Source organism: Fulvivirga sp., from assembly GCF_040218215.1.
Classification (GTDB): domain Bacteria; phylum Bacteroidota; class Bacteroidia; order Cytophagales; family Cyclobacteriaceae; genus Fulvivirga.
The window spans coordinates 214,981-237,471 of sequence record NZ_JAVJQL010000015.1 but is presented as its reverse complement, the minus strand read 5'-3'; the positions used below and the strand labels follow the sequence as shown (position 1 = coordinate 237,471).

Annotated in this window: 21 protein-coding genes; 3 read left to right on the top strand and 18 right to left on the bottom strand. The window is 38.7% G+C overall.

Going from position 1 to position 22,491, the window contains the following annotated elements:
* Positions 1–90 precede the first annotated feature (90 nt).
* From RIB54_RS12490 to RIB54_RS12425, 14 genes are all read right to left on the bottom strand, one after another.
* Entirely contained in the window at positions 91–2,355 is a 2,265-nt protein-coding gene (locus RIB54_RS12490; RefSeq protein WP_350101216.1) for an aminotransferase class III-fold pyridoxal phosphate-dependent enzyme, read from the bottom strand.
* A gap of 126 nt (positions 2,356–2,481) precedes the next feature.
* A complete protein-coding gene (locus RIB54_RS12485; protein ID WP_350101215.1) occupies positions 2,482–2,934 on the bottom strand; it encodes an energy transducer TonB in 453 nt (150 codons plus the stop codon).
* A 6-nt stretch (positions 2,935–2,940) separates the two neighbouring features.
* Positions 2,941–3,435 (bottom strand): MepB family protein, encoded by a 495-nt coding sequence (locus tag RIB54_RS12480; RefSeq protein ID WP_350101214.1) that lies wholly within the window; start codon positions 3,433–3,435, stop codon positions 2,941–2,943.
* Positions 3,436–3,523: 88 nt separating this feature from the next.
* Complete coding sequence (locus RIB54_RS12475) at positions 3,524–4,714, bottom strand: esterase (protein ID WP_350101213.1); 1,191 nt, start codon at positions 4,712–4,714, stop codon at positions 3,524–3,526.
* A gap of 247 nt (positions 4,715–4,961) precedes the next feature.
* On the bottom strand, positions 4,962–5,264 hold the full coding sequence (locus RIB54_RS12470; protein WP_350101212.1) for a helix-turn-helix domain-containing protein: 303 nt from the start codon (positions 5,262–5,264) through the stop codon (positions 4,962–4,964).
* A complete protein-coding gene (locus RIB54_RS12465) occupies positions 5,248–5,589 on the bottom strand; it encodes a type II toxin-antitoxin system RelE/ParE family toxin (RefSeq protein ID WP_350101211.1) in 342 nt (113 codons plus the stop codon). The genes RIB54_RS12470 and RIB54_RS12465 overlap by 17 nt, the downstream gene beginning before the upstream one ends.
* 359 nt (positions 5,590–5,948) lie before the next feature.
* Positions 5,949–6,887 (bottom strand): DUF1444 domain-containing protein, encoded by a 939-nt coding sequence (locus RIB54_RS12460; protein WP_350101209.1) that lies wholly within the window; start codon positions 6,885–6,887, stop codon positions 5,949–5,951.
* Between the two features lie 148 nt (positions 6,888–7,035).
* Positions 7,036–7,473, bottom strand: a complete 438-nt coding sequence (locus RIB54_RS12455; RefSeq protein WP_350101208.1) for a hypothetical protein — start codon at positions 7,471–7,473, stop codon at positions 7,036–7,038.
* Positions 7,474–7,500: 27 nt separating this feature from the next.
* Positions 7,501–10,008, bottom strand: coding sequence for a glycoside hydrolase family 3 protein (locus tag RIB54_RS12450; RefSeq protein WP_350101207.1), 2,508 nt, complete (start codon positions 10,006–10,008; stop codon positions 7,501–7,503).
* 264 nt (positions 10,009–10,272) lie between these two features.
* Entirely contained in the window at positions 10,273–10,842 is a 570-nt protein-coding gene (locus RIB54_RS12445) for a hypothetical protein (RefSeq protein WP_350101206.1), read from the bottom strand.
* A 213-nt stretch (positions 10,843–11,055) separates the two neighbouring features.
* Complete coding sequence (locus RIB54_RS12440; RefSeq protein ID WP_350101205.1) at positions 11,056–11,664, bottom strand: energy transducer TonB; 609 nt, start codon at positions 11,662–11,664, stop codon at positions 11,056–11,058.
* Between the two features lie 175 nt (positions 11,665–11,839).
* Complete coding sequence (locus RIB54_RS12435) at positions 11,840–12,385, bottom strand: REP-associated tyrosine transposase (protein WP_350101204.1); 546 nt, start codon at positions 12,383–12,385, stop codon at positions 11,840–11,842.
* An 82-nt stretch (positions 12,386–12,467) separates the two neighbouring features.
* Positions 12,468–12,725, bottom strand: coding sequence for a hypothetical protein (locus tag RIB54_RS12430; protein ID WP_350101203.1), 258 nt, complete (start codon positions 12,723–12,725; stop codon positions 12,468–12,470).
* A gap of 501 nt (positions 12,726–13,226) precedes the next feature.
* Positions 13,227–14,582, bottom strand: a complete 1,356-nt coding sequence (locus RIB54_RS12425; protein ID WP_350101202.1) for a M28 family peptidase — start codon at positions 14,580–14,582, stop codon at positions 13,227–13,229.
* 123 nt (positions 14,583–14,705) lie between these two features.
* Between RIB54_RS12425 and RIB54_RS12420 the strand changes: the two genes are divergently transcribed.
* The gene (locus tag RIB54_RS12420) at positions 14,706–15,659 is read left to right on the top strand and encodes a threonine ammonia-lyase (protein ID WP_350101201.1); all 954 of its coding nucleotides are present in this window, start codon (positions 14,706–14,708) and stop codon (positions 15,657–15,659) included.
* A 145-nt stretch (positions 15,660–15,804) separates the two neighbouring features.
* On the opposite strand, the gene RIB54_RS12415 is transcribed toward RIB54_RS12420, so the two are convergent.
* From RIB54_RS12415 to RIB54_RS12405, 3 genes are read right to left on the bottom strand one after another with little or no spacing between them, the layout of a single operon-like run.
* Positions 15,805–17,928, bottom strand: coding sequence for a M1 family metallopeptidase (locus tag RIB54_RS12415; RefSeq protein ID WP_350101200.1), 2,124 nt, complete (start codon positions 17,926–17,928; stop codon positions 15,805–15,807).
* 57 nt (positions 17,929–17,985) lie between these two features.
* Positions 17,986–20,211, bottom strand: coding sequence for a M1 family metallopeptidase (locus RIB54_RS12410; protein ID WP_350101199.1), 2,226 nt, complete (start codon positions 20,209–20,211; stop codon positions 17,986–17,988).
* Between the two features lie 10 nt (positions 20,212–20,221).
* On the bottom strand, positions 20,222–20,806 hold the full coding sequence (locus RIB54_RS12405) for a HupE/UreJ family protein (RefSeq protein ID WP_350066653.1): 585 nt from the start codon (positions 20,804–20,806) through the stop codon (positions 20,222–20,224).
* Positions 20,807–20,871: 65 nt separating this feature from the next.
* Between RIB54_RS12405 and RIB54_RS12400 the strand changes: the two genes are divergently transcribed.
* Positions 20,872–21,369, top strand: a complete 498-nt coding sequence (locus tag RIB54_RS12400) for a DUF6702 family protein (RefSeq protein WP_350101197.1) — start codon at positions 20,872–20,874, stop codon at positions 21,367–21,369.
* Here the strand turns inward: RIB54_RS12400 and RIB54_RS12395 are convergent.
* Positions 21,366–21,926, bottom strand: a complete 561-nt coding sequence (locus RIB54_RS12395) for a 2'-5' RNA ligase family protein (protein WP_350101196.1) — start codon at positions 21,924–21,926, stop codon at positions 21,366–21,368. The two genes, RIB54_RS12400 and RIB54_RS12395, sit on opposite strands and share 4 nt — an antisense overlap.
* 137 nt (positions 21,927–22,063) lie before the next feature.
* On the opposite strand from RIB54_RS12395, the gene RIB54_RS12390 reads away from it, so the two are divergent.
* Complete coding sequence (locus RIB54_RS12390) at positions 22,064–22,465, top strand: hypothetical protein (protein ID WP_350101195.1); 402 nt, start codon at positions 22,064–22,066, stop codon at positions 22,463–22,465.
* The last annotated feature ends 26 nt before the right edge of the window (positions 22,466–22,491 follow it).

Sequence of the window (22,491 nt, the reverse complement as noted above, 5' to 3'; positions counted from 1 at the left end):
AATTATGAAGATAATTTCCGCAATAGCCAGCCCCGTACTTGTTACGGGAACGCACTTGAATTGTATTCCACACTATGAATAGAACTCGGGTTAACACCTACTTTTCAATACCTTCTCAATACTCTCCACCACTAACTCGGCATTTTCTCTTGTGAAACACAATGGTGGTTTTGTCTTCAGCACACTATCATGCGGACCATCTGTACTGATCAAAATATTGTTATTTCTCAATTCATTTTTGATCAAATGCGCAAGCTCAGTATCCGGATTAAGAGTCCCTTCCTCCACTATCTCAACACCCAAAAACAATCCTGAACCACGCACATCTCCTATGCAGGGATAGTTTTTCTGCAAGCCTTTAAGAAGCGACAAATAATAATCACCTACATCTTTTGCATTCTGTTGCAGCTTCTCCTCCTCAATAACATCCAACACTGAGAGTCCAATAGCACAGGATACAGGGTTGCCCCCAAATGAGCTGAAAAACTCTACTCCTTTGCTAAACGACTCAGCAATTTCATCGGTACAAACCACCGCGCCCATTGGGTGGCCGTTGGCCATTGGCTTGCCTAATATTACAATATCAGGCACAACATCCTGAGCTTCATAACCCCAGAAATGATCTCCTAAACGTCCAAAACCCGTTTGCACTTCATCGCTGATGCATACGCCTCCTTGATTACGAATAGCCGGATAAATTTCTTTCAAGTATCCTTTGGCCAAAGGCACCTGTCCACCACAACCGACAATTGGCTCGGTAATGAAAGCAGCAATCGGATGATCAGCCATTTCCATTATTTCAATGGCCTCTTGGGCATAAGATCGCCCTGAGGAGCCATCATTGTTAGTGAACTTGCCTCGATAGGTATCTGGTATTGGTGCCTTGAGTATGTATTCCTTTTGGCCCTGCCCTTTCTTATTATTGAATTTATAGTCGCTCACATCTATCCCTATCTGCGTATTGCCATGATAGCCATGCTCCATCACCATAATATTTTTACGGCCAGTATGAGCAGATGCCAATCTTATAGCCAAGTCAGTAGCGGCACTACCAGAGTTCACAAAAAACACTTTGCTCAGTGAAGCTGGAAATTTAGATAAAAGCCGCTCGGCATAGGTTGGTAGCAGATCATAAAGGTACCGCGTATTCGTGTTTAAAAGGGCCATTTGCCGCTGACCGGCAGCCACAACTTTCGGGTGCGAATGACCCACATGGGGTATGTTATTATAAGCGTCTAAAATAGCGTTGCCTTCATTATCGTACATGTACTGAAACGCAGCATGTGTCATTGATATTGGTCTTTTATAGCTTGTCGACAATATTGGGCTCAATGACTGATACCTCCTTTTTAATTGATCTTCAGTAGTTGATATGGGTCTCAAAGGCATACCAAGGGCCTCTTTAAATGCCATTTCCACTCCAAGTGGACTGGTCTTGAGCCATTTGTGCAACATCGCCCAAGCCGCATCTTCACTAACAGTGGCATAATTATTATCAGGGTCGGTCTTACGTGCATGCGCTGAATTGCAAACACTGATACACAGCCTGGCTGCTATCAAATAATACAGCACCTCCACTTCATTTTCCTTTAATGGCAAAACACTATGATAGGCTTTCAGCATAGTAGTAGCCCAGGGCAATGGATCAGTTTTATCAAAACATAAATAAACTATGGCCACTGCGAGCTCATTGATTAAATAAGTATAGGCCAGATCACCAAAATCTATGATGCCATTAACTTGCCCTCTATTGACTAAAATGTTCCACTCGTTAGGGTCATTATGGATGATCTGCTTTTTAAGTTCTGAAGATTTAGGCACTACATGCTCTTCGAACTGAAGCATGAAGTGATTGACAATACTCCTATTATGAGCATTTGGAATATCATTCAGGTATTTCTTGTTAAAATGAAGGTATTGAATGTCCCATTCCCACTGACGCGCTCTAAAGACATAGCTGTCAAAATTTTGAAGTTTTAAATCCAGCTTGGCCAGAAAAATACCGAGGGACTGTGCCAGTTCTTCAGTGGCTGATACATCTCCCATAAAATCACCTGCCAGAAAAGACAACATCCTGCAGATAGTAGGCTGACCATCTAAGGTTATGACCTTGACTAATTGACCATCTTTAAACGCTATTGGCTTTGGATATTCTGAAGCAGGAGGATTCTGAAGACGAGTAAGTGCTTCACTTTCTGCTTCGGCAATGGCGAGCTGCTCTTTATCATATTCATAGGTTTTGAAGATGTATTTAAGGCCATCACTCTCGACTAAATAATTAGCATTTATATAACCATTTAGCTTTTTAACTATTGGCGATTGAAATCCGAAATGCTCTAATAATAACTCTTCCATCCTGTTGATTTGAATAAGTGCTACCGCTTAAATAAGTATCAGATATCTAAAAGCTGAAAGTAATATTTTATGAAGGTTTAACCAACCACAGAAACCCTTTGATCTAATAAGAATATAGTCTACCAATTAGTCTAAATTAAAATCCATTGGAATACTAATTTGAACTGCAACATTTTCGCCTCCAACCATGGCTGGATTCCACTTTGGCATTTTCGAAATTATCCTGATGGCTTCAGTGTCAATTGACTTACTTACGCCTTTCACAATTTGAACATTAACTATTTCGCCTAGCTGAGTTACTACAAATGATACAATGACCTGCCCTTCTTCATGATTTTTTCGTGCTTCAAATGGGTATTTCATCTTTTTCATGAAGTACTTCTCAAATTCTTTCCAGCCACCGGGAAACTCAGCATTTTGATCTACCTGCGCAAGGCTCTTCGCTTCATCATATCCACTTTTAACTACCACATTCGAAGCGCAGGAAGTTAATAATATGATTGTCATAATGCACATCAATTTTCTTAATGTGTAATACATGTTTGGCAAAAGTGTATTTCTAAAATTGATCCTTTTCATTCCTCTCTACTTATTCTGATATAAAGATTTTACCTGTTCAAAGTTTGTGTTTTCACCAATCTCATAAAAATAATCCTCCTGCCACTTTTGAGTGCGCTCAGCTTGTTTGCTATTGGCAATATTCCACAGGGTATAAACACGGAACGCTCTCTTGCCTTCCTTTTTGTCTGTTGAGATAATGCCTTTTTTTATCAGTACTGTTTTAGGAAAAACAAATTGGCCAAGCTTATCATCAGCCCGCAGGTTTACCACATAAAAATCAAATGCATCCGTTTCGTGAAATGGCGCTATTGGCCCATTCCCTTTTCTTTTCCAAAAGGTTACAAACTGACCGCCCTTTTTAGGTGTGATTTTAGCGCTTCTGCTAATGATTTTAAGACCATTTAATACAAATCTGCAAGCATCATATTCTTTGCTCTCAGTCTCAATTGTCAAATCTGAAATCTCAAAATCGATTGGCTTATAAACTTGAGCTTGGATTTGTTTTAGAGTATTGTCCATGCGCAATACTCCAAAAAAATCTATAGACTAAACCTATTTTTAAAGCACTTTCAACCAAATAAATACTGAACCATAAATTGGTGAGGAATTAAAAAAGTTTAGGTGCAAATTCTGATAGATAGATTCTCCAATTCCTCCAGATGTGTCCGCCATCAGTTTCCACGTACTCATACTTCATGCCCATGTCATCAAGTTTCTTTCTAAAATCCGTGTTGTTTTTATATAAGAAATCGGTCTTTCCAATGCCTATCCAGTACAGCTGATAGCCATTTTTCATTTGAGTGGCCAGGGTGCTTTCAAAATCAGAATAAACCTTTCCTGTGGCATCTTCCCTTGGCATTATGGCTGCTGAAAACAACCCTACATAATCGAAGGTATTAGGGTAGTATCTGGAGATATGCAAAGCATGGTATCCACCCATTGAAAGACCAGCTATCGCCCTATTGGCCTTGCCGACTTTCACTCGATAATTACCTTCAACAAATTTTACAATGTCCATAAAATTAGCTTCATATTCGCCATTCATAGTTCTTGGCGCCATGAATTGTGGCTTGTAATACCCATCAGAACCTTTGCCGGGCGCAGCATCCTGTATTACATTGCCGTTTGGCATGGCAACAATCATTGGTTTTACTTTGCCTTGTGCAATCAGGTTATCCATAGTTTGGGCTGTTCTTCCCAAGTCCATCCAGGCCTCTTCATCACCACCCGCTCCATGTAAAAGATATAGCACAGGATATTTTTCATTAGACTTCTCATAGCCTGGAGGAGTATAGATGGTAATTCTTCTGTCCATTTTAAGACCAGGGGATTGATACCACCTTTTCGCCACAGTACCATGAGGAATATCATTTACCTTATACAAATCAGCATGGCCGCCACCGATAATGAAGATGTTGGTTATTGAGGCCACATCCCTGATTAAAAATGGACTGCTAGGGTCTGTGGTTCTAAGCCCATCCACTATAAAAGCATAACTGTATAGCTCAGGTTTAAGCGGTTCGGTTTTATAGGTCCAAAGGCCTTTGTCATCTTTGACCAAGTTTGCACTGCCGGGTGCATCCACCTCTCCAAAAGGCGACTGCACTTTTATGGTGGGTAAAAAGTCTCCGGTTACTTTAACAGAATCTGCCGTTGGGGCAAACAGACGAAAGGTTACGGTATTGTCATCATGAATCTCGGGCGATACAATTTGCTGGGCATTAAACAATGCCTCCTGAGCATAGGTATGGGTAAAGATGATTGCTGATAAAAATAGAAGTGCCAGGTACTTTTTCATGGGTTTATTTTTACTTATTGTTAGTTCTAATATTTAATGTGTCTGTTTGACACATTGAAAATAGTACTTTATTTTTTCTCAGGCAAGTAGTGGGAATAAATAAGGATCGTACTGATTAATGCTCTTTTCAAACGAGCACTAGCTGGGGTGTGTGCCATCGTTGTTAGATGCACTAAAGCATATGGTTTAAAACATTCTTTCAAATAGCACAATTCGCATATTTATTCTAGTGCTTGTTATCAGCTTTTTAAAGTTTTATTGATAAGTCAATTCGGCCACCGAGTCCAAGTTCAACGATCTTTTTCAAGGTAGATAGGCGAACTTCTTTAATGTTGTTTTCAATTTTTGAAATGTAGGATTTTGTTGTTCCCACCTTCTTGGCAAGTTCTTCCTGTGTCAATCCCTTTTCGAGTCTGGCATCATGAATTAATGCGCCAATTTTAAAATTCTCGTAGCCATCCTCAAGTTCATCTCGCTTAGTTGTTCCGACCTTTCCAAAGTGTTTTTCTTTGAATTGATCAAGGGTCATTATGTTAGTTTTGTTGCTCATATTCTTTCTTAATTTTCAGTGCTTTCTCAATCTCATTTTTCGGTGTTTTTTGTGTTTTCTTTTGAAAACCATTCATCAAAACCACTAGTTGACCCTGATCAAAGAAGCAAAATATTCGAAAAATGTTACTGCCAACTTGTGCTCTTAACTCATAAAGTCCTTCAGTTCCTTTAATGTGTTTGAGGTACGTTTCAGGAACATTTTGGATCTCTTCAATTAAGTTAATAGTCCAAATAATCTTCTTTTGAACTTTTTCATTTTGCTTTACAAAAAAGGATTCAAAATAATCCTTAAAGAAAATGACAGTTCTTACCTTTTTGCTCACGTATCAAAGGTATTTAAAGTTTCACTTTAGTGCAACTTTATTGTTTAGGCTATGCATGGATACTATTAGATTTTGCCTAACAATATTTTTAAGTTTTGCGTTAGTAAACATCCCATTCCTGCTACAATTATAATGTTAGGTAGTATAGATACAATTTTGCACTTTGCTGTTTCAAGTGTTCTGAAAGCTCACTTGGAATTTTCTATGATAACTGTGTCTTCAGACACGATATAGCTTATTCTAAATTAAATATAATTGCCTGCCAAATCGTGTCAGACCTGTCTGCCGCAGGCATGAGACACTAGAGTTCATCACTTACTTTGAAGTCATCTTTTAGAAGACTTCAAAGAACTGGTTTATTATTTCTCGTCTAGTAAGTTCAGCATGTCTACAAAAGCTTCTGGAGGCATGAATTTAAGCTGGTTGTCATCGGTTATTTCAGACGGAAGCTCGATGAATCCATCTTCTTTATACCAATAAAGTTTAGAACTCAGAGAGCCAGGTCCTTCAGCATTCATCCCTTTAATAGTTGGAATCAGCTGATTTACAGCCTTAACAATTTCCAAATTCTCTATTGGGTAAACAATTACAGCATGCCGATGTGGAACACCAATTAATGAGCCATTCGATCCAATCATCTTGGTGTATTCGTTCAACTCCAGGAGTATATTAGGAGCAAAAAAATGATCTGTTTGCACAAACCAAACCTTAAAATTCCCAAGATCTTCCTCTGATATTTCAAAATCATACTTGCTCCTGATATTAGCTTTCCCGATTTCAAACAACTCATCAATCGAAACATCCCATTTCTCAGCCTGCTGGGGTTGAATGCTTGTTACTGAGTCTGGTAAATCAAATATTAACATCGCATTAATTTCAGGAGCAATATTTTTGGCAATTACTAATTCGCGTCCAATTTGATCCAGGTAGTTGTCGTTATACAGCCGAACTCCTATATATTCCTTTACTTTTCCAAAGTCTTCAACGAACCCCTTGAACCGTGTATCAAACTGATGCGCTCGAATTAATCCTTCAAAGTGATTTTCAACTAGTTTATCTGATTTCCCAATTCCTTCTAATTTGCAGAGTTGAGCAACATTAGCCAGACCAAGCTGATTAAATCCGAAATCGTCTTCCTTGACATAAATAACTCCCTCTGAAATCTGATATACTATCCCTTTTTTGGCAAAATATTTATCTAATGATTTTAGAAATCTTGAATATTCATCAGAGCCTAAAAAGTTAGCCCACTCAGGAACTACCAGCTGATTTTCCCTTTTTCTAAATAGTGAAAACATTATTGATGCAAATGATGATAGATGAAACTAATTTATTAAATAAAATATGAAATATGCCACAGCGCTTACATCGCGTGACTAATAAGCACTCGTTTAAAACGAGCGTAAGTGGAGCAAGCAAGGTCATTAACTATATTGTTTGTTAGTGTCAATGTTTTTTTATTATCTCGGTAAGTTTTGCAGCCTCAGGTGAGTTATGAGTTTCATAGTACATCATAGCATCTATATCATGAAGAGAGAATGAATTACCATCACCATATGCTACAAATCTATGTGGATTACCATTCGAGTAAAATTGCAGGTAATAAATCCCATTTGCGCCATATTTCATTTGAAAGAGCTTCTTACTTTTTTTGCTGGTAATAAAGGATTGGAATATTGCTAGCTCCTCATTTGATAGCTTGATCTTAATATGATTTGTTGAATCAAGCATTCTGTGATTTCCACTAACTTCAGCTGTTGTTCCATGTTGATTATAACCAGGGAAAACAAATATTGAATCATACTCAAAGGGTGTTAACTTCTTTTGAGAGAATGCCCCAGTGCATAGGATCACAGAACAAAAACACAAAGTAATCTTCTTCATAGTATATGTTTGAAGACAACAACCAAATTAATTACCATCACACCCTGGCTTAGCATCCAGATCAGAACCTAAACGAATGTTACTAAGCCCTATATCTGTACCTTCATCTGCTTTGATCATGAATGCCGAGCTTATGCTGGTCATATTAACGCCAAGATTAGCAAAGCAACTTAGGCTTATTCTATACTCTCGCCAGTTGGTACCTTCTATATTAATATCAAGGGTTAGGTCACAATTAGTATCTGGATTACACATACCAATTTGAACAACAGCTTCGGTAGAAGTAAATGATTTAGCGAAGAACGCAAGTTCCATGGCGCCATTGGCTTGTCGAGCCATATCGCTAGGTGAAGAAGCACTGATATGCAATTGGTTCTGATCTGGTTTAGTCCATTTTAATCTTAATGCATCTTCCTGAGCTTGATGATCCGTTTTGCTAACAATCAATCCTCCCACTGATGATGGAAAGCTTGCTATTGGCTTGTTTAAATCACCTGATCTTAACCATATTTCCCAAGGTGCAACAGGAGCTCCTTTAATGAAAAATTCACCGGTAGATACTGCTGCAATATTGCCTAAACCTGAGTCTTCAGAAAGTTGATCAATAGTTGATTGATCCTTATATGAAAGACCATAACCTAGTTTAAACAAAGGTTCAGCATCAGCAGATGCTACAGCCGTAGATGGCCAGGAGAATGATAGTCGACCTGTAAAATCATAAGATGGGTCGCGCTGAAATAACATATCTGATATACCGCCACCTTCACTGCCAGGTAACCACGCAGCAATAAATGCTTCCGAATTATTTATTTCCGGATTGGTCCATAATGGACGACCTGATAGAAAAACAGACACTACAGGAATGCCCTTAGCTTTAAAATCTGCGAGGGTTTTAACGTCAAAACCATTCGGGACAAAATCAAGATTTTCACGATCACCCTGAAATTCAGCATATGGATCCTCACCATAGACCGCTATCACAACATCTGCTGCCACATTTGTATCCGCATTGGCTGAGAAAATTACCTTACCACCCGCAGCATCTACCGCTTCTCTTATACCGTCTAGTATAGAAGCACCATTAGGAAATTCATCATTAGTGTGACCTGTACCTTGCCATGAAAGTGTCCACCCACCACAAGCTTTTGAGATGCTTTCGGCACCGTCTCCCACTACCAAAATGGTTTTTGTGGGATCTATAGGCAAAACATTATTATTGTTTTTTAAAAGCACCAAAGACTCACGAACCGCCTGACGTGCAATGGCCCTGTTTTTAGGAAGGCCTAACAGACTTTCATCTCCGGCATTTTTACGCGTGCTTGGAGCACCTTTAGTAAATATACCTGATGCTAATTTTACACGCAAAATCCTTCGTACGGCATCATCGAGACGGGCCATAGGAATCGTGCCGCTCTTTACATGTTTTAATGTGCTTTCATACAAGCCTCTCCAGCTGTCTGGCGCCATATACATGTCTAAACCTGCATTCAACGCCTGCGGGCAGTCAGTATTTGTACAGCCATTAACCTGGCCGTGACCATTCCAATCACCTACAACGAAACCATTAAAACCAAGCCGCCCCTTTAAGACATCCGTTAAAAGTTCTTTGTCACCGTGTAGTTTCCTTCCCTGCCAACTGGAAAAAGACGCCATTACCGTTTGAACCCCTGCCGGTATGGCACTGTAGTAACCTACAGCATGTATGTTGCGCAATTCAGCCTCGCTAATAAGCGCATCGCCCTGATCAACACCCTTTTCTGTGGCTCCGTCTGCCAAAAAATGTTTAGCGCTGGATATAACACGCCCATCACCCATAAAATCCGCTTCACCTACACGACCTTGTAGTCCATAAACAATACGAGGTGCATATGATTTCACTATTACGGTATCTTCAGAAAACCCTTCATAACTTCTGCCCCAGCGTGTGTCTTGAGGTAATGCCAATGTAGGTGCAAAGGTCCAATCATGACCAGACACTGTAAGTTCATGAGCGGTTACAGCTGCAATTTGCTCTATTAAATCAGGGTTGTTCATAGCACCAAGGCCTACATTATGAGGAAAAATGATGGCTCCTCTAAGATTAGCGTGACCATGTACTGCGTCTATCCCCCATATACTAGGTATGGCCACTTCAACTCCTTCATCATCGATGGATGCATTGTAATATTTATCGGCCATCTCCAACCACGTCTTGGTATCTGAATAAGACAGAGGCCCGGGCGCTGAATTACCTCCACTCAGCACAGAGCCTATACGATATTTTTTCACCTCCTCAGGAGTGATAGATTCACTATCCGCCTGAATTACTTGCCCAACTTTTTGCTCTAAGGTCAGCTTTGGTAATATCTCATCTATCTGAGCTTCAATAGCAGGATCTAATGGCAGCGGCTTAATGGCACGCCACTCTTCAGGATTGACCAGATTTGATGATTTTTCTACAGAGGCTTCGTTCCTTTTTTCAGTACATCCTAAAAAAAGAGAAGACATAATGAAAAATACGGTGATAATTGAAATAAAATATTTGACAGTACTCATTTTGGAATTGATATTAGGGGTGATTTATGATAGATTAGATTAACTGCGATAATTGGCTAAGGTTGTAACGAAAATATCTCTAATTAACCAATAAATATAGGTTGAGGAGTATTTTTTTGTGCTTTTACCCTATTATGCGCGGTGGTAGTAAACCTGATTGGTTCTAAGGCTAGTTCGAGCCTTCAGCTCGGACTTCACATTATACAAATCATGTTTTAGAATTGGATACGAGCCAGAGACTTGCACCAGCAGGAGTTTATTAAGTTACTCTTTTGATTTTTTTCTGAATAAGAAAGAAGTGCCTAACTCTATTCGAGAAATTGCCGCATCACTTTTCATTACTGGCAAAGCCCCCTCTAAAAACAAGATAATGTTCTCATGAGGATAATATTCAAACGTGGCGGTCAAACCTATGTTCAAACTTCCTGGTTGTTCTTCCAATATACCGATTGTTGTAGAATTGCTACCGCTATTTGTTGTCATTTCTATTTCACCACTACCTGCATAGTAGTAAATATCCATTTGACCCCCAAGAAGGAAATTAAATTTAGGTGAATCCTTTAATAGACTCATTTTTCCAAATAACCTTAAATTGCGCTCAAATATAAATTTTGAGGAATTACTTACAACAATTTGCCTATTAAACTCTCCTAGAGCCCATGACTCATCAATTTCGGAATCTGCTAAAAATGCATATGCCAGACCAAACTTAAACTGTTGATCATTATAAGCAGCGATTAAAGAAAAACCACTGGTGTTTTTGTATTTAAAATCTGTATTAGAAATATAATACATTCCGTATCCAGCACCAATCGAAAGTTGTGCTTTACTCACCGTAGTTGTAATAAAAAAAAGGAATATACAGAATACGAATTTGTTCATTGTTGTTAACCTTACTTTAATTTTAAAAAATTTAAAATTAAGTTATTCTTCCTGATGTCAAAAGCAATTTAAATAAATACCACTTGAGTAATTCGTAACCCAAAGTATTTAATGATTTCACACTATGAAGTCCAAATGCACTCTTATGGAATGTCATAATCCGTTCTATCCCAGTTGAAAGGTCAAAGGCAGTTCGATTTCAGATTCCACAGGATTTCCATCAGCATCCAAAGCAGGGAACCATTCCATTTTACACTCTTTTATTGTTCTAATCGCTTCTTCATCAAGTCCATGACCAAGACCAGAAGTTACTTTAAAGTTCTTTAGATTACCCTGTACGTCAACTGTAAACCTAACTTTAACTTTCCCTTGTGTTCCCATTCTTCTGGCATCAGCAGGATACATCATGGTATACATAAACATTCGATAAAGTTGAGCATATCCACCAAGAACCTGTGCTCCGTTTGGCAATTCTGCTTTTGGGAATACCAGGTTGTAATTATCGTAGTCTACTTTATGAGTAATATTATTTTCAACATCATAATATTCCCAAATCCCTGATTTTTTACCTTGTTCATATTGTCCTTTGCAAACCAATTTACCTCGGGATGTTTTTTCATATTCTCCGTGTTTTATCTCAGGATTAGATTTCAATACATAAAACACTTCCTTCAATACTGGAAAGCTGGTTTTGACTATTTCCTTTTTTGTGTCTTGAGCGAATAATTGATTTGCCAATACTGTCAGGAGCAATATCATAATATATCTTTTCATACAGATTCTATGGATTACAACGCCTCAGGAAGACGCATTTGTTTGATTGTTATACTGGGCATAAAACTAGCACGGTTTGGTTTTAGAACCTAAGAGTTTGAGTTTCGCATGGTGAAGACCTTATCTCGTCCTCGTTTGAAACGAGGATGCTTGGAATTTGCGTTTTCAACGTAAATCATACAACCTTGACATTAACCATTCCCTTCCCTCCAGCATAATCTGTGGCACTACTATAAACATATTGATCAGGCTCATGCACTAATCCTGCGCGCACTGGATTATCATGTATATAGTCAACTTTATTCATCATATCTATTGTACTCATGTCAATAGCATGGTTGTCGTCCTTCCATAATTTATAATTTTCCGCTCGACCCGTTCTTCTTGCCTCAAAGGAGAATTTATCTAAAAGCCAATCCCTTCTACTCTCAGGAATTTCCTGAATTAATTCCACAATCTTTTTTGATGTAAATTTTTTGAAATCCCTCAAGAAACCAGACATCCCCAATTCCGTTTCCACTTTGCCTACTATATGAATATGGTTGGACATGATAATCCAAGCATATAAGTTCAATCCTTTATTTGCTATGCAATAATTTAACGATTCAACAATAATATCTTTGTAATCCCTTCGGCTAAATACATCAATCCAATACACAACCGTCATGGTTATGAAATAACATGCTTGCTGATCCTGTATTTTGTATCTATCGCCTGACACTAATCTATTGGTTCATTTTTCTTATTTATCGCATTAGAAATGCTTATTTCATAAATCCTCGTTACAAACGAGGACTAGTTAGTTATTCTTTTACGCGCCACCTGTCATAATCCTCTATAAACAACTTATGGTATTTGACTTCATCTTCTGGATTGATTGAATGGCAAATCATAAAATCTCTTAACATATCAAGAAACATATCCCAAACATACTTATTCATCATAATATTTGGGTTATCCAATCGAAGTGTCGGCTCTATGTTGAGTTTTGTTTTATCTAATGACAGAAAGAATGTTTTAAGTGCTTCACTAAATTCATTCGAGGGGTTGTTAAATCTCATACACAAATTTACTCATTCGCATGTTATTGACTTCTTTAATAAATGCTTGCGTTAGTAGTTTCCACCCCCAGTATTAAATTCTATGCGGGGCACCCCCTCGTCCTCGTTACAAACGAGGACGTGTAAGCTATACGTTTTCAACGTTTTCATATTATTGAAACTTTTACCAACCCTTTTTTTATATTCAGTAATTCAATGCATCAACTATAATATCCCGATATTCCCTTCGACTAAATACATCAATCCAATACACCACCGTCATGGTTATGAAATAACATGCTTGCTGATCCTGTATTTTGTATCTATCGCCTTACACTGATCTATTGGTTCATTTTTCTTATTTATCGCATTAGAAATGCTTATTTCATAAATCCTCGTTACAAACGAGGACTAGTTAGAGTGGCAAGATGTTCATACCAATGAAAACTGTATCAAAACTATTTTAGTTGCACTTATCCGAGATAACATTTATTGATATTAAAATAGGAGCAAGAACATCTATCACTCCCTCCTATAAACCCCAGAAGGAAATACTACCTGACTTTCTGTGCCATCTTTGGCCACAGCGGCTACACCAAATAAGTAATTATCTATCACAATTCCCTCTAATAAAAACTCATTCACTTTACCTACAAATCTTGAGTATTGCCATTGCGGCTCAGTGGTGTCACGCCAGTAAATTCTGTACCCGGCAAGATTATCATCTTCCACAGTCTCCCATTTCAAAGAGGTAGATGGAGCTACAACTCCTGCAATTTCTACCTTGGTAGGTGCTGGTGGTGCCCATGCTAGTCCTGCCAGATTAATGGCATTAACGGCAGTGAGCTTGGCAGCATAGTCGAAATTCACTCCTGATATCACATCACCATATTTTATTCCGTTCTCTTCTCTGATATCCTGGTGCTGGCGGTTGTAGTTTTCATTGGTTTCCATAATTCTGATACCCGCAAAACCTGCATCATTAAATGGTCTGTGGTGCCCACCTCTTCCAAATCTGTCCAGCCTGTAGATCATTTTTGGGTTCATTTCAGGCATGTACTTAGAGGTCATTTTATGAACATAACGCGCCAATTGCCTGGAAATACCATCTACTTCACCACCATAAAATCTTCTGCGGCCACGCTCCTGCTCAGTTTCTGTAACCGGTGTAGGCTCAGAAAATATTCTAAAGCTTCTATTGTCAATCACACCATTAACCCCTTCAATATTTCCAATCATATCATTGTTCAACACCCCAATTATCTCCCAGCCTTTTTCTTTCGCCACTTCAGCCATGTACTTACCGCCATACAGTCCCTGCTCTTCACCAGCAAGTCCTACGAAAATGATGCTCGACTCAAAATCATACTTAGAAAGCACCCTTGCTGCTTCTATCGTGCCAGCCATACCAGAGGCATTGTCATTGGCACCCGGAGACTCAGAAGTAGAATTTAAAGGATCGCTTACGCGACTATCAATATCACCTGACATGATGATGTAGCGATTAGGATATTTGGTGCCTTTTTTAACCGCCATCACACTCACTATCTCTGCATCTTTCTGGATTCTGGTTTTAGGGTCGCCTTTTACAATGTTTCTCAAATAGCTCACCTCTAAGCATCCCTTACAGTCTTTTGAAATTTTATTGAACTCCGATTTTATCCACCTTCTGGCAGCACCAATACCTGTGGTTTGAGAAACAGTGTCTGACAGCGTGTGCCTAGTGCCAAAAGAGACCAGCTTTTCGATATCCTTTTGAATACGATCAGCGGAAACGGCATTGATAATATCATAATACTTTTGATCTCCTGAGCCTGCTGACTGTGCAGATAATGAGAAAGAAATTAAAACGGTACTTAAGGTTGAAAGTAACTTCATAATTCTGATGATTTAAATATTTTAATCCTTTAACAAGGTAGCGTTAATTATGTCTTTAACTATTCGTTAATTTATGATTTAATAAGCTACAGTATAAATACAATTTGATAAACGGAACAGCAAATGTCAAACCTTCCTTCATTAGCAGCACTTAAAGAGGCCCACGAAAGGGTAAAACCCCATGTTCATAGAACGCCAATATTGACGTCAGAAAGCATCAATGAGATAGCTGGCTGTGAGATGTATTTTAAGTGTGAAAATTTTCAGAAGGTAGGTGCATTTAAGGCGCGTGGTGGCGTAAATGCCATTCTTAGTTTAGATAAGGAAACTTTAAAAAAAGGAGTGGCTACACATTCCTCCGGCAATCATGCGCAGGCAGTGGCCTTAGCCGCTAAAATAGCAGGCACAAAAGCCTACATCGTCATGCCAAATAATGCACCGATTGTAAAGAAAAATGCGGTGATTGGGTATGGTGGAGAGGTAATAGAATGTGAGCCCACTATTGATGCTCGTGAGTCTACATTAAATGAGGTGATTGAAAGAACTGGAGCAGAAATGATCCATCCTTATAATGATATCAGAATTATTATTGGTCAGGGCACTGCAGCTAAAGAACTGATAGAAGATACAGAGTTTGATCTGGAATATATATTAACCCCAATTGGCGGTGGTGGTTTGATTAGTGGTACATTGACTGCAGCTCATTATTTATCCCCCAACACAAAAGTGATAGGCTGTGAGCCTGAAGCAGCCGATGATGCCTACCGCTCCTTAAAATCCGGTACTTTATTAAAAAATGATGCTCCACCCAAGACCATTGCAGATGGCCTTCTGACCAATCTTGGTGAGCTGAATTTCGGCATCATCAAAGAGCACATCCATGATATACTGACGGTAAATGATGATGAAATACTAAAAGCCATGCGCCTGATCTGGGAACGCATGAAAATCATTATTGAACCCTCCTGCGCGGTGCCTTTTGCTGTCATCTTGAAGAACAAAGGCATTTTCAAAGGCAAGAAGGTGGGCGTGATTTTGAGTGGTGGTAATGTTGATTTTAATAAGGTGAGGTTTTAGAACCTACAATTCTGTCATGTTGAGCCTGTCGAAGCATATTTTGATTATAGAAGGTCAGTACCCTTCGACAAGCTCAGGGTGAAACGCATCTCTTGCCGAAAATGCTCCGGTCTCTCGGCAGACCGGAATCCGGGGAGGGTTTGTTTCAATTCAACTTAAAAACATTGTTCCTGGTATTGATATCCCCAGTCTTATCGAATGGATCTAGCTGAACCGATTTAAGTACTTTATTAAAGTAAAATACTTTAGTCACTTCACTTTCAGAATAGCGCCAGATCTCTGCTGGAATAGTCTCTGAAGCAGTAGTATTGTCATCAAAAGTAAATTGCAAAACTAAAGGAGAAACAAGGCCACCAACATTCTTAAAGGTGATGTCGTAGAAATTTTTACCTTTAAAATCTGCCTTGATTTTTTCATCATCTACCCGACTTAAAAAATCCCAGTAGAAAATGTCAGGGGTTTCTGTCAGCGAGAAATATTTAGGCAGAATCCCATATTTCTGTTTTGGTTGAAAATTATCATCTCGCAACCTGTACCACTTTACATTTTCAATGGCCACATCTACTGGCGTGGTTTTGAAAAACCATCCTTTCCAGAACCAGTCCAGATCTGTTGCTGAGGCATCTTCCATCACCCTGAAAAAATCAGCCGGTTTTGGCCGCTTAAACTTCCATAAATTGGCATATGTTTTAAAGGCCATATCAAACAGTTCCTTCCCCATGATCACATTTCGTAACACATTCATTGCGGCAGATGCCTGACCATAATCAGAATAGTCCGAGAAATTGGTAATATCCGGGTTGGTCATTGGAGCATCAAGCCACTGATCAAATCTGATGTGATAAACCGTCATGCTTTTTGGACTGCCCCATATAGTATCTAGAGTAGGGTATCGTTCTCTTTTTGTTTCCAACTCAAGGAAAGTATTGAGCCCTTCATCCATCCAGCCGTACATTCGCTCATCGGTATTAACAATCATGGGGAAGTAGTTGTGTCCCACTTCATGAACCACCACATCTACTAAATCAGAAACATGGCGCTGACTGTATTTGCCATTTTTATTAGGTCGGCTACCATTAAAGCATATCATCGGGTATTCCATACCCTGATTAGCAGCATTTACTGCTATTGCCACTGGATAAGGATAGTCAAATGTTCTTGATGAATAAACCTCAAGGGCATTCTTTACTGCCTTGGTAGCTTCATTAGCCCAGAGAGGATTAGCCTCTTTAGGGTAAACTGACATGGCCATCACTGTATTGGGTGGAAGCTTTACAGCCTGAGCCTCCCAAATATATTTTCGTGAGGTAGCAAAGGCAAAATCACGTACATTTTGAGCTTTAAAGTGCCATGATTTAGTTTCCGAACTTTTATTTTTTTCTCTTGCCTCAGCTTCTTCCTGTGAAGCTATAATCACCGGTTTATCGAAAGTTTTTTTAGCCAAGGTCCAACGCTTTTGTTGCTCTGCAGATAAAACTTGAGTCGCATTTTGTAATTCTCCTGTTGCAGACACAATGTGATCGGCTGGTACGGTAATCTCTACATCAAAATCACCAAACTCAAGAGCAAACTCTCCATCACCAATAAACTGTTTGTTTTGCCAGCCTTCATAATCATCATAAACACAAAGCCTTGGGTACCATTGCGCCACGGTATAGGCGTAATTTTTATCCTCAGGGAAATACTCATAACCACCTCGGCCATTAATGATCATCCTGTCATATAAATTATAGCTCCAGCTCATCTTAAACTCGAAATTTTCACCCGGCTTTAATGGCGTTGGCAGGTTAATTCTCATCATGGTGCGATTGATGAAATAGTCAAGGTTTTCTCCTGCTGTGGTTTCTATCTCACCAATCTTAAACCCACCATCGTAGTCATAGGCGCCTAACTCCTGCACTATGTTTTTGGTCGACATTTTTGGAGCAATGCCAGTGATGTTTGTAACATCTTTAATGTTGCCTTCTTTTCTCACATTCTGATCTAACTGAACCCATAGGTAGGTCAGCACATCTGGAGAATTGTTATGATAGGTGATTGTCTCAGTACCAGTAAGCACCTGCTTCTCATCATCAATACTTACTTTGATTTTGTAATCTACCTTTTGCTGCCAATAGGCCTCTCCGGGAGCACCTGAGCCAGTGCGATAGGTATTTGGAGTGGGTAACTTTGAGCCTAACTGCTCGAAACTAGCAGACCATTGCTGAGCCTTTGTAGTAAAAAAAATAAAGCTAAATAGAACGATATAAACTCCCCTGCTGAAAATCATGCCGCAAGTTAAATCCTTCTATTTAGCTTTAAAAATATTGATGGAAATCAGCGGATATTATTTCCCACTTTTTCCTTTAAACTCATCAAACTTAGATACCTCTTTTTTTCTTGGAAATACATTGTCAGAAACATCTGTATCTGCTGTTTCGAAATTTGGATCTAAGACAACATTGGTCACTTCTTTATCGAAGTAAAATACTTTAGTTACCTCTTTCTCATTTTTTCTCCAGATTTCAGCAGGTATTTTTTCAATGGTTTTGGTGCCGTCAGCAAAAGTGAATTCAACAATAATCGGCATCACCAACCCACCTTTGTTTACGAACTTAATTTCATAGAAATTTTTGTTCTCAAACTTCTGCATGATGGCCTTATCGTCCACTCTGTTTTGGAATTCTCTGTAAGCACTGGCTTCAGTATCAACCAATGAGAATGGCTGTGGGCCATTGCTGAAATCCATCATTTCTGAGTTGTCAGCACTGGCGCTCAAGTCGCCTTTTTTTACTTTTTTACCTTTATTCTCAATCTGCACATCTTCTGTTCTCATTTTGAACCATTTCACTTCATCTACAGATACGTTTACATTATCTACAGTGTAGAACCAGCCGTTCCAGAACCAGTCAAGGTCAACAGCAGAAGCATCTTCCATAGTTCTGAAGAAATCTGCAGGCTTAGGGTTTTTAAATGCCCATCTGGTTGCATATTCTTTAAAGGCTGCATCGAACAACTCAGGGCCCATAATCGTCTCTCTAAGAATGTTGAGAGCGGTAGCTGGCTTGGCATAAGCATTAGCCCCAAACTGAATAATCTGCTCAGAATTGGTCATGATCGGACGAATAAATTCCTTATCACCCTTCATGTAATCCACTATATTGGCAGCAGGACCTCTTCTAGATGGGAAGTTGTCGTACTGCTCGACCTCAGTCCTATACTGCACAAAAGTATTCAAACCTTCGTCCATCCAGGTCCACTGACGCTCATCAGAGTTGATAATCATTGGGAAGAAGTTATGTCCCACTTCGTGGATGATCACACCAATCATTCCATACTTAGTTCTGTCAGAAACTGTTCCGTCAGGATTTGGTCTTCCGAAGTTGAAGCAGATCATTGGATACTCCATACCGATAGAAGCTGCATGCACAGAAATAGCTACCGGATAAGGATAATCGATAGTGTATTTAGAATAAGTTTCTAAAGTTGCTTTTACAGCTTTAGTAGATTCCTGCTCCCATAAAGGGTTTCCTTCTTTAGGATAGAATGACATTGCCAAAGGCGTTTTATTTCCAACTTTCACAGCCTGAGCATCCCAGATAAATTTTCTGGAAGAAGCAAAGGCAAAATCCCTTACATTCTCTGCATGAAAAGACCATGTAGAAGTTTTAGTAGATTTAGTTTTCTCTTTAGCCTCAGCTTCAGCCTGGGTAACAATAATTACAGGCTTATCAAATGACTTTTTAGCAGATTCGAAACGCTCGATTTCAGTTTTAGTCAATACATCTTTAGCATTTTGCAATGTACCGGTAGATGCTATAATATGATCGCTAGGTGCAGTAATGTTCACCTTGTAATTACCAAAGCTTAACGTAAACTCACCGCTCCCTAAAAACTGCTTGTTCTGCCATCCTTCATAGTCATCATAAACACACATTCTTGGAAAAAACTGAGCGATAGTGTAAACATAATTATCATCTTCAGGGAAGTATTCATATCCACTTCTTCCACCCAATTCCATTCTATCATTTATATTGTAATACCATTCTACATTGAAAGAAAAGTTCTCTCCTGATTTCAATGGCTCTTCAAGATCAACGCGCATCATCGTTTTATTGACGGTATAAGGAAGTTTCTTTCCAGCAGCATCAGTTAATGACTGAATTTTGAACCCCCCATCATAATCTGTCATTCCAAATCTGCTTGCCGCTGATTTAGCAGATAATGAGTCTTCCATATTATTGGTGCTTGTCTTTAAAGTGTTGGTGTTCTGCTCTCTTACATTCTGATCCAACTGTAGCCATAAATAGGTTAACGCATCTGGCGAATTGTTAAAGTAAGTAATGGTTTCTTTACCCGTAATTCTTTGGTTCTTGTCATCTAGCGTAACATCAATATCATAATCGGCACGCTGCTGCCAGTAATTAGGCCCAGGAGCTCCAGATCCTGTTCTGTACTCATTCGGAGTAGGGAGCATTTGTCCCAACTGCTCAAATTTACCTTTGAAGGTTTCTTGCTGTGCATAGCCTGTGGTTATGACACCTGCACAGAGTAATAATAAAAGCTTTTTCATAGTTTAAGGTTTACCAAAATTTTGTTTCTAACATAAGCATAATAGCCATACCGGCTATCCCTGATGAGATGATCATTTTCCAATCTCTTCTGACCACCCCAAATATATCAATCATAACAAAAGATATTGTCATGAAGATTGATACAATAATAATCTGCCCTATCTCTAAACCAACATTGAAGGCAAATAGTTGAAGGATAATATCTGCATCTTTTCCCAATAGGGCTCTCAGATAATTAGAAAACCCTAACCCATGTATCAAGCCGAAGACTAACGCAATGAAATAGCTAAATTGAATCTTTCTTCCATAGGTAGGTCTGTCCTTTCTAAACAGGTTGGAGAAAGCAGTAAGAAATATGGTTAAAGGAATAAGGAACTCGATTACTGAAGAATCAAAATTAACAAGTCTCAAGGTGGACAAAGCCAATGTGAGTGAGTGCCCAATGGTAAAGGCTGTAACCAAAACCAGGAGTTTTTTCCAATCTGACATCACATAGGTAGCGCAAAGTGCTACCACAAACAACATATGGTCATATCCGTTTAAGTCTAAGATATGATCAAAACCGAGATCAAAATAAAGGAAGAATTCAGACATTTTTGTTTTTATCTATCTTCGCAAATTAACAGATGAAAATGAATACTGTCCTTAATTTTATATAAATGAATGCATATATGATTTCAGTGGTGTTTTTGTTCATCACATCCTTTCTACACCCTATTCATATCACCGTAACTGATATTAACTTCGATCAGGAAAGATCTGCTTTAGAGATAGTAAGCAAGGTTTTTTTAGATGATTTAGAAAGTGAAATCAGATCGCTTAAGAAGGAAGAGTACCTGGATATAACCAAGCCAGGTGAAAAAAGGACTACGGATGACTTGCTCCGTCCTTATATAAAAGAGCGATTTAAGGTAATGGTAAATGGCAAGGAAGTAGAATGTGTATACCTTGGGCATGAGGTAGAAACAGAAGCCATATACCTTTATTTGGAAGTTGAAAAAGTCAAAAAGTTTAAGAGCATTTCGGTTGAAAACACGGTGCTGCTCAACTTTTTTGATGACCAGGTGAACATGGTGCACGTGAAGGTAGATGGCAAGCTAAGAAGTATGAAAATAGAATCAGGTGAGGAAGTGGGCACTTTAGAATATGACAACTAACATTTAAACCGGAACTCCTTTAATTGATGCCATTTTTCTCCGTCATGCTTGAGTAAAACTAAAGACTGAACTTCAAACGACTTGTCATAAGTTGCCTTTTCAAATTCAGGCCAGGCTTCTTTAAAAGCTTCTCTTTTAAGGTCTCTAAATGCAAGGGTAATATGTGGATTAAATCCCCGGTTTTTATAGTCCGCATTAAAAATATTGAAGTTTACCTTCATCACTTTCCTAACCTTTAGAAAAAGCGCTAGCAGGGGTTCAGAATCAACCACTTTCACATAGATCACCCGCTGCCCAAAGTGGTCATAGCCATCTAGTTGAAGTGAGAAGTTGCTTAGGTCATTTACCCCCCTACTTATCACCTCAACTAATTGATCTTCTTTAGACTCTCTGAGCTTGAAAGGCATATGTACCGTCACATGTGGTGGTGAATTCAGTGATGCTTTAGAATTATACTTCTCATAAAATTGGTTTTTATGAGCCTGGCATTCTCCCAATATTGGCTCAGGAGGAATAACTGCTAGAAAGTATAAATTGGCTTCGTTGCTGTTTTTCATAAAAAGTTTGGCCTGAATTAAGTTAATTTAATATTTGTATCATCATAAAAAACAACTAAATTATTGCTTTAAGCAAAATTCAGACAGCTATGAAAATAATGAATAACTCCATAAGTTTCTGTTTATCAGGGATTTTTATGCTCAGTATACTAGTATTATCAAGCTGTGGAGATGATTCTATTGATGATATACTAGATTGGGACAAAGACTATCCATTAGAAAAGACAATATGGGGCCAAACTTCATTGGTAGCGGTAGATTGTGATTATGAAGAAGATATCAAAAGTGAGAAATCTGATTGTACACAAGGTGATTGTAATACAATGGCGTTTATAGACGGAATTGCCAATTTTTCTGAAATGTCACGTAGTTGGATATCTCCATATAAAATATCTGGCAATACAATAATAATGGAGTATTTAGGATTTACCTTGTCTTTTAAATACTCAATCTCTGGCAATAGCTTAACTATGGTTTTTACTAATCCATATACTGGATGTGAAGAGACAAGGAAGTATTACGGCAGACCAAGTAGATAAAAGAGCTTAGACTCAATTCTAAGCTC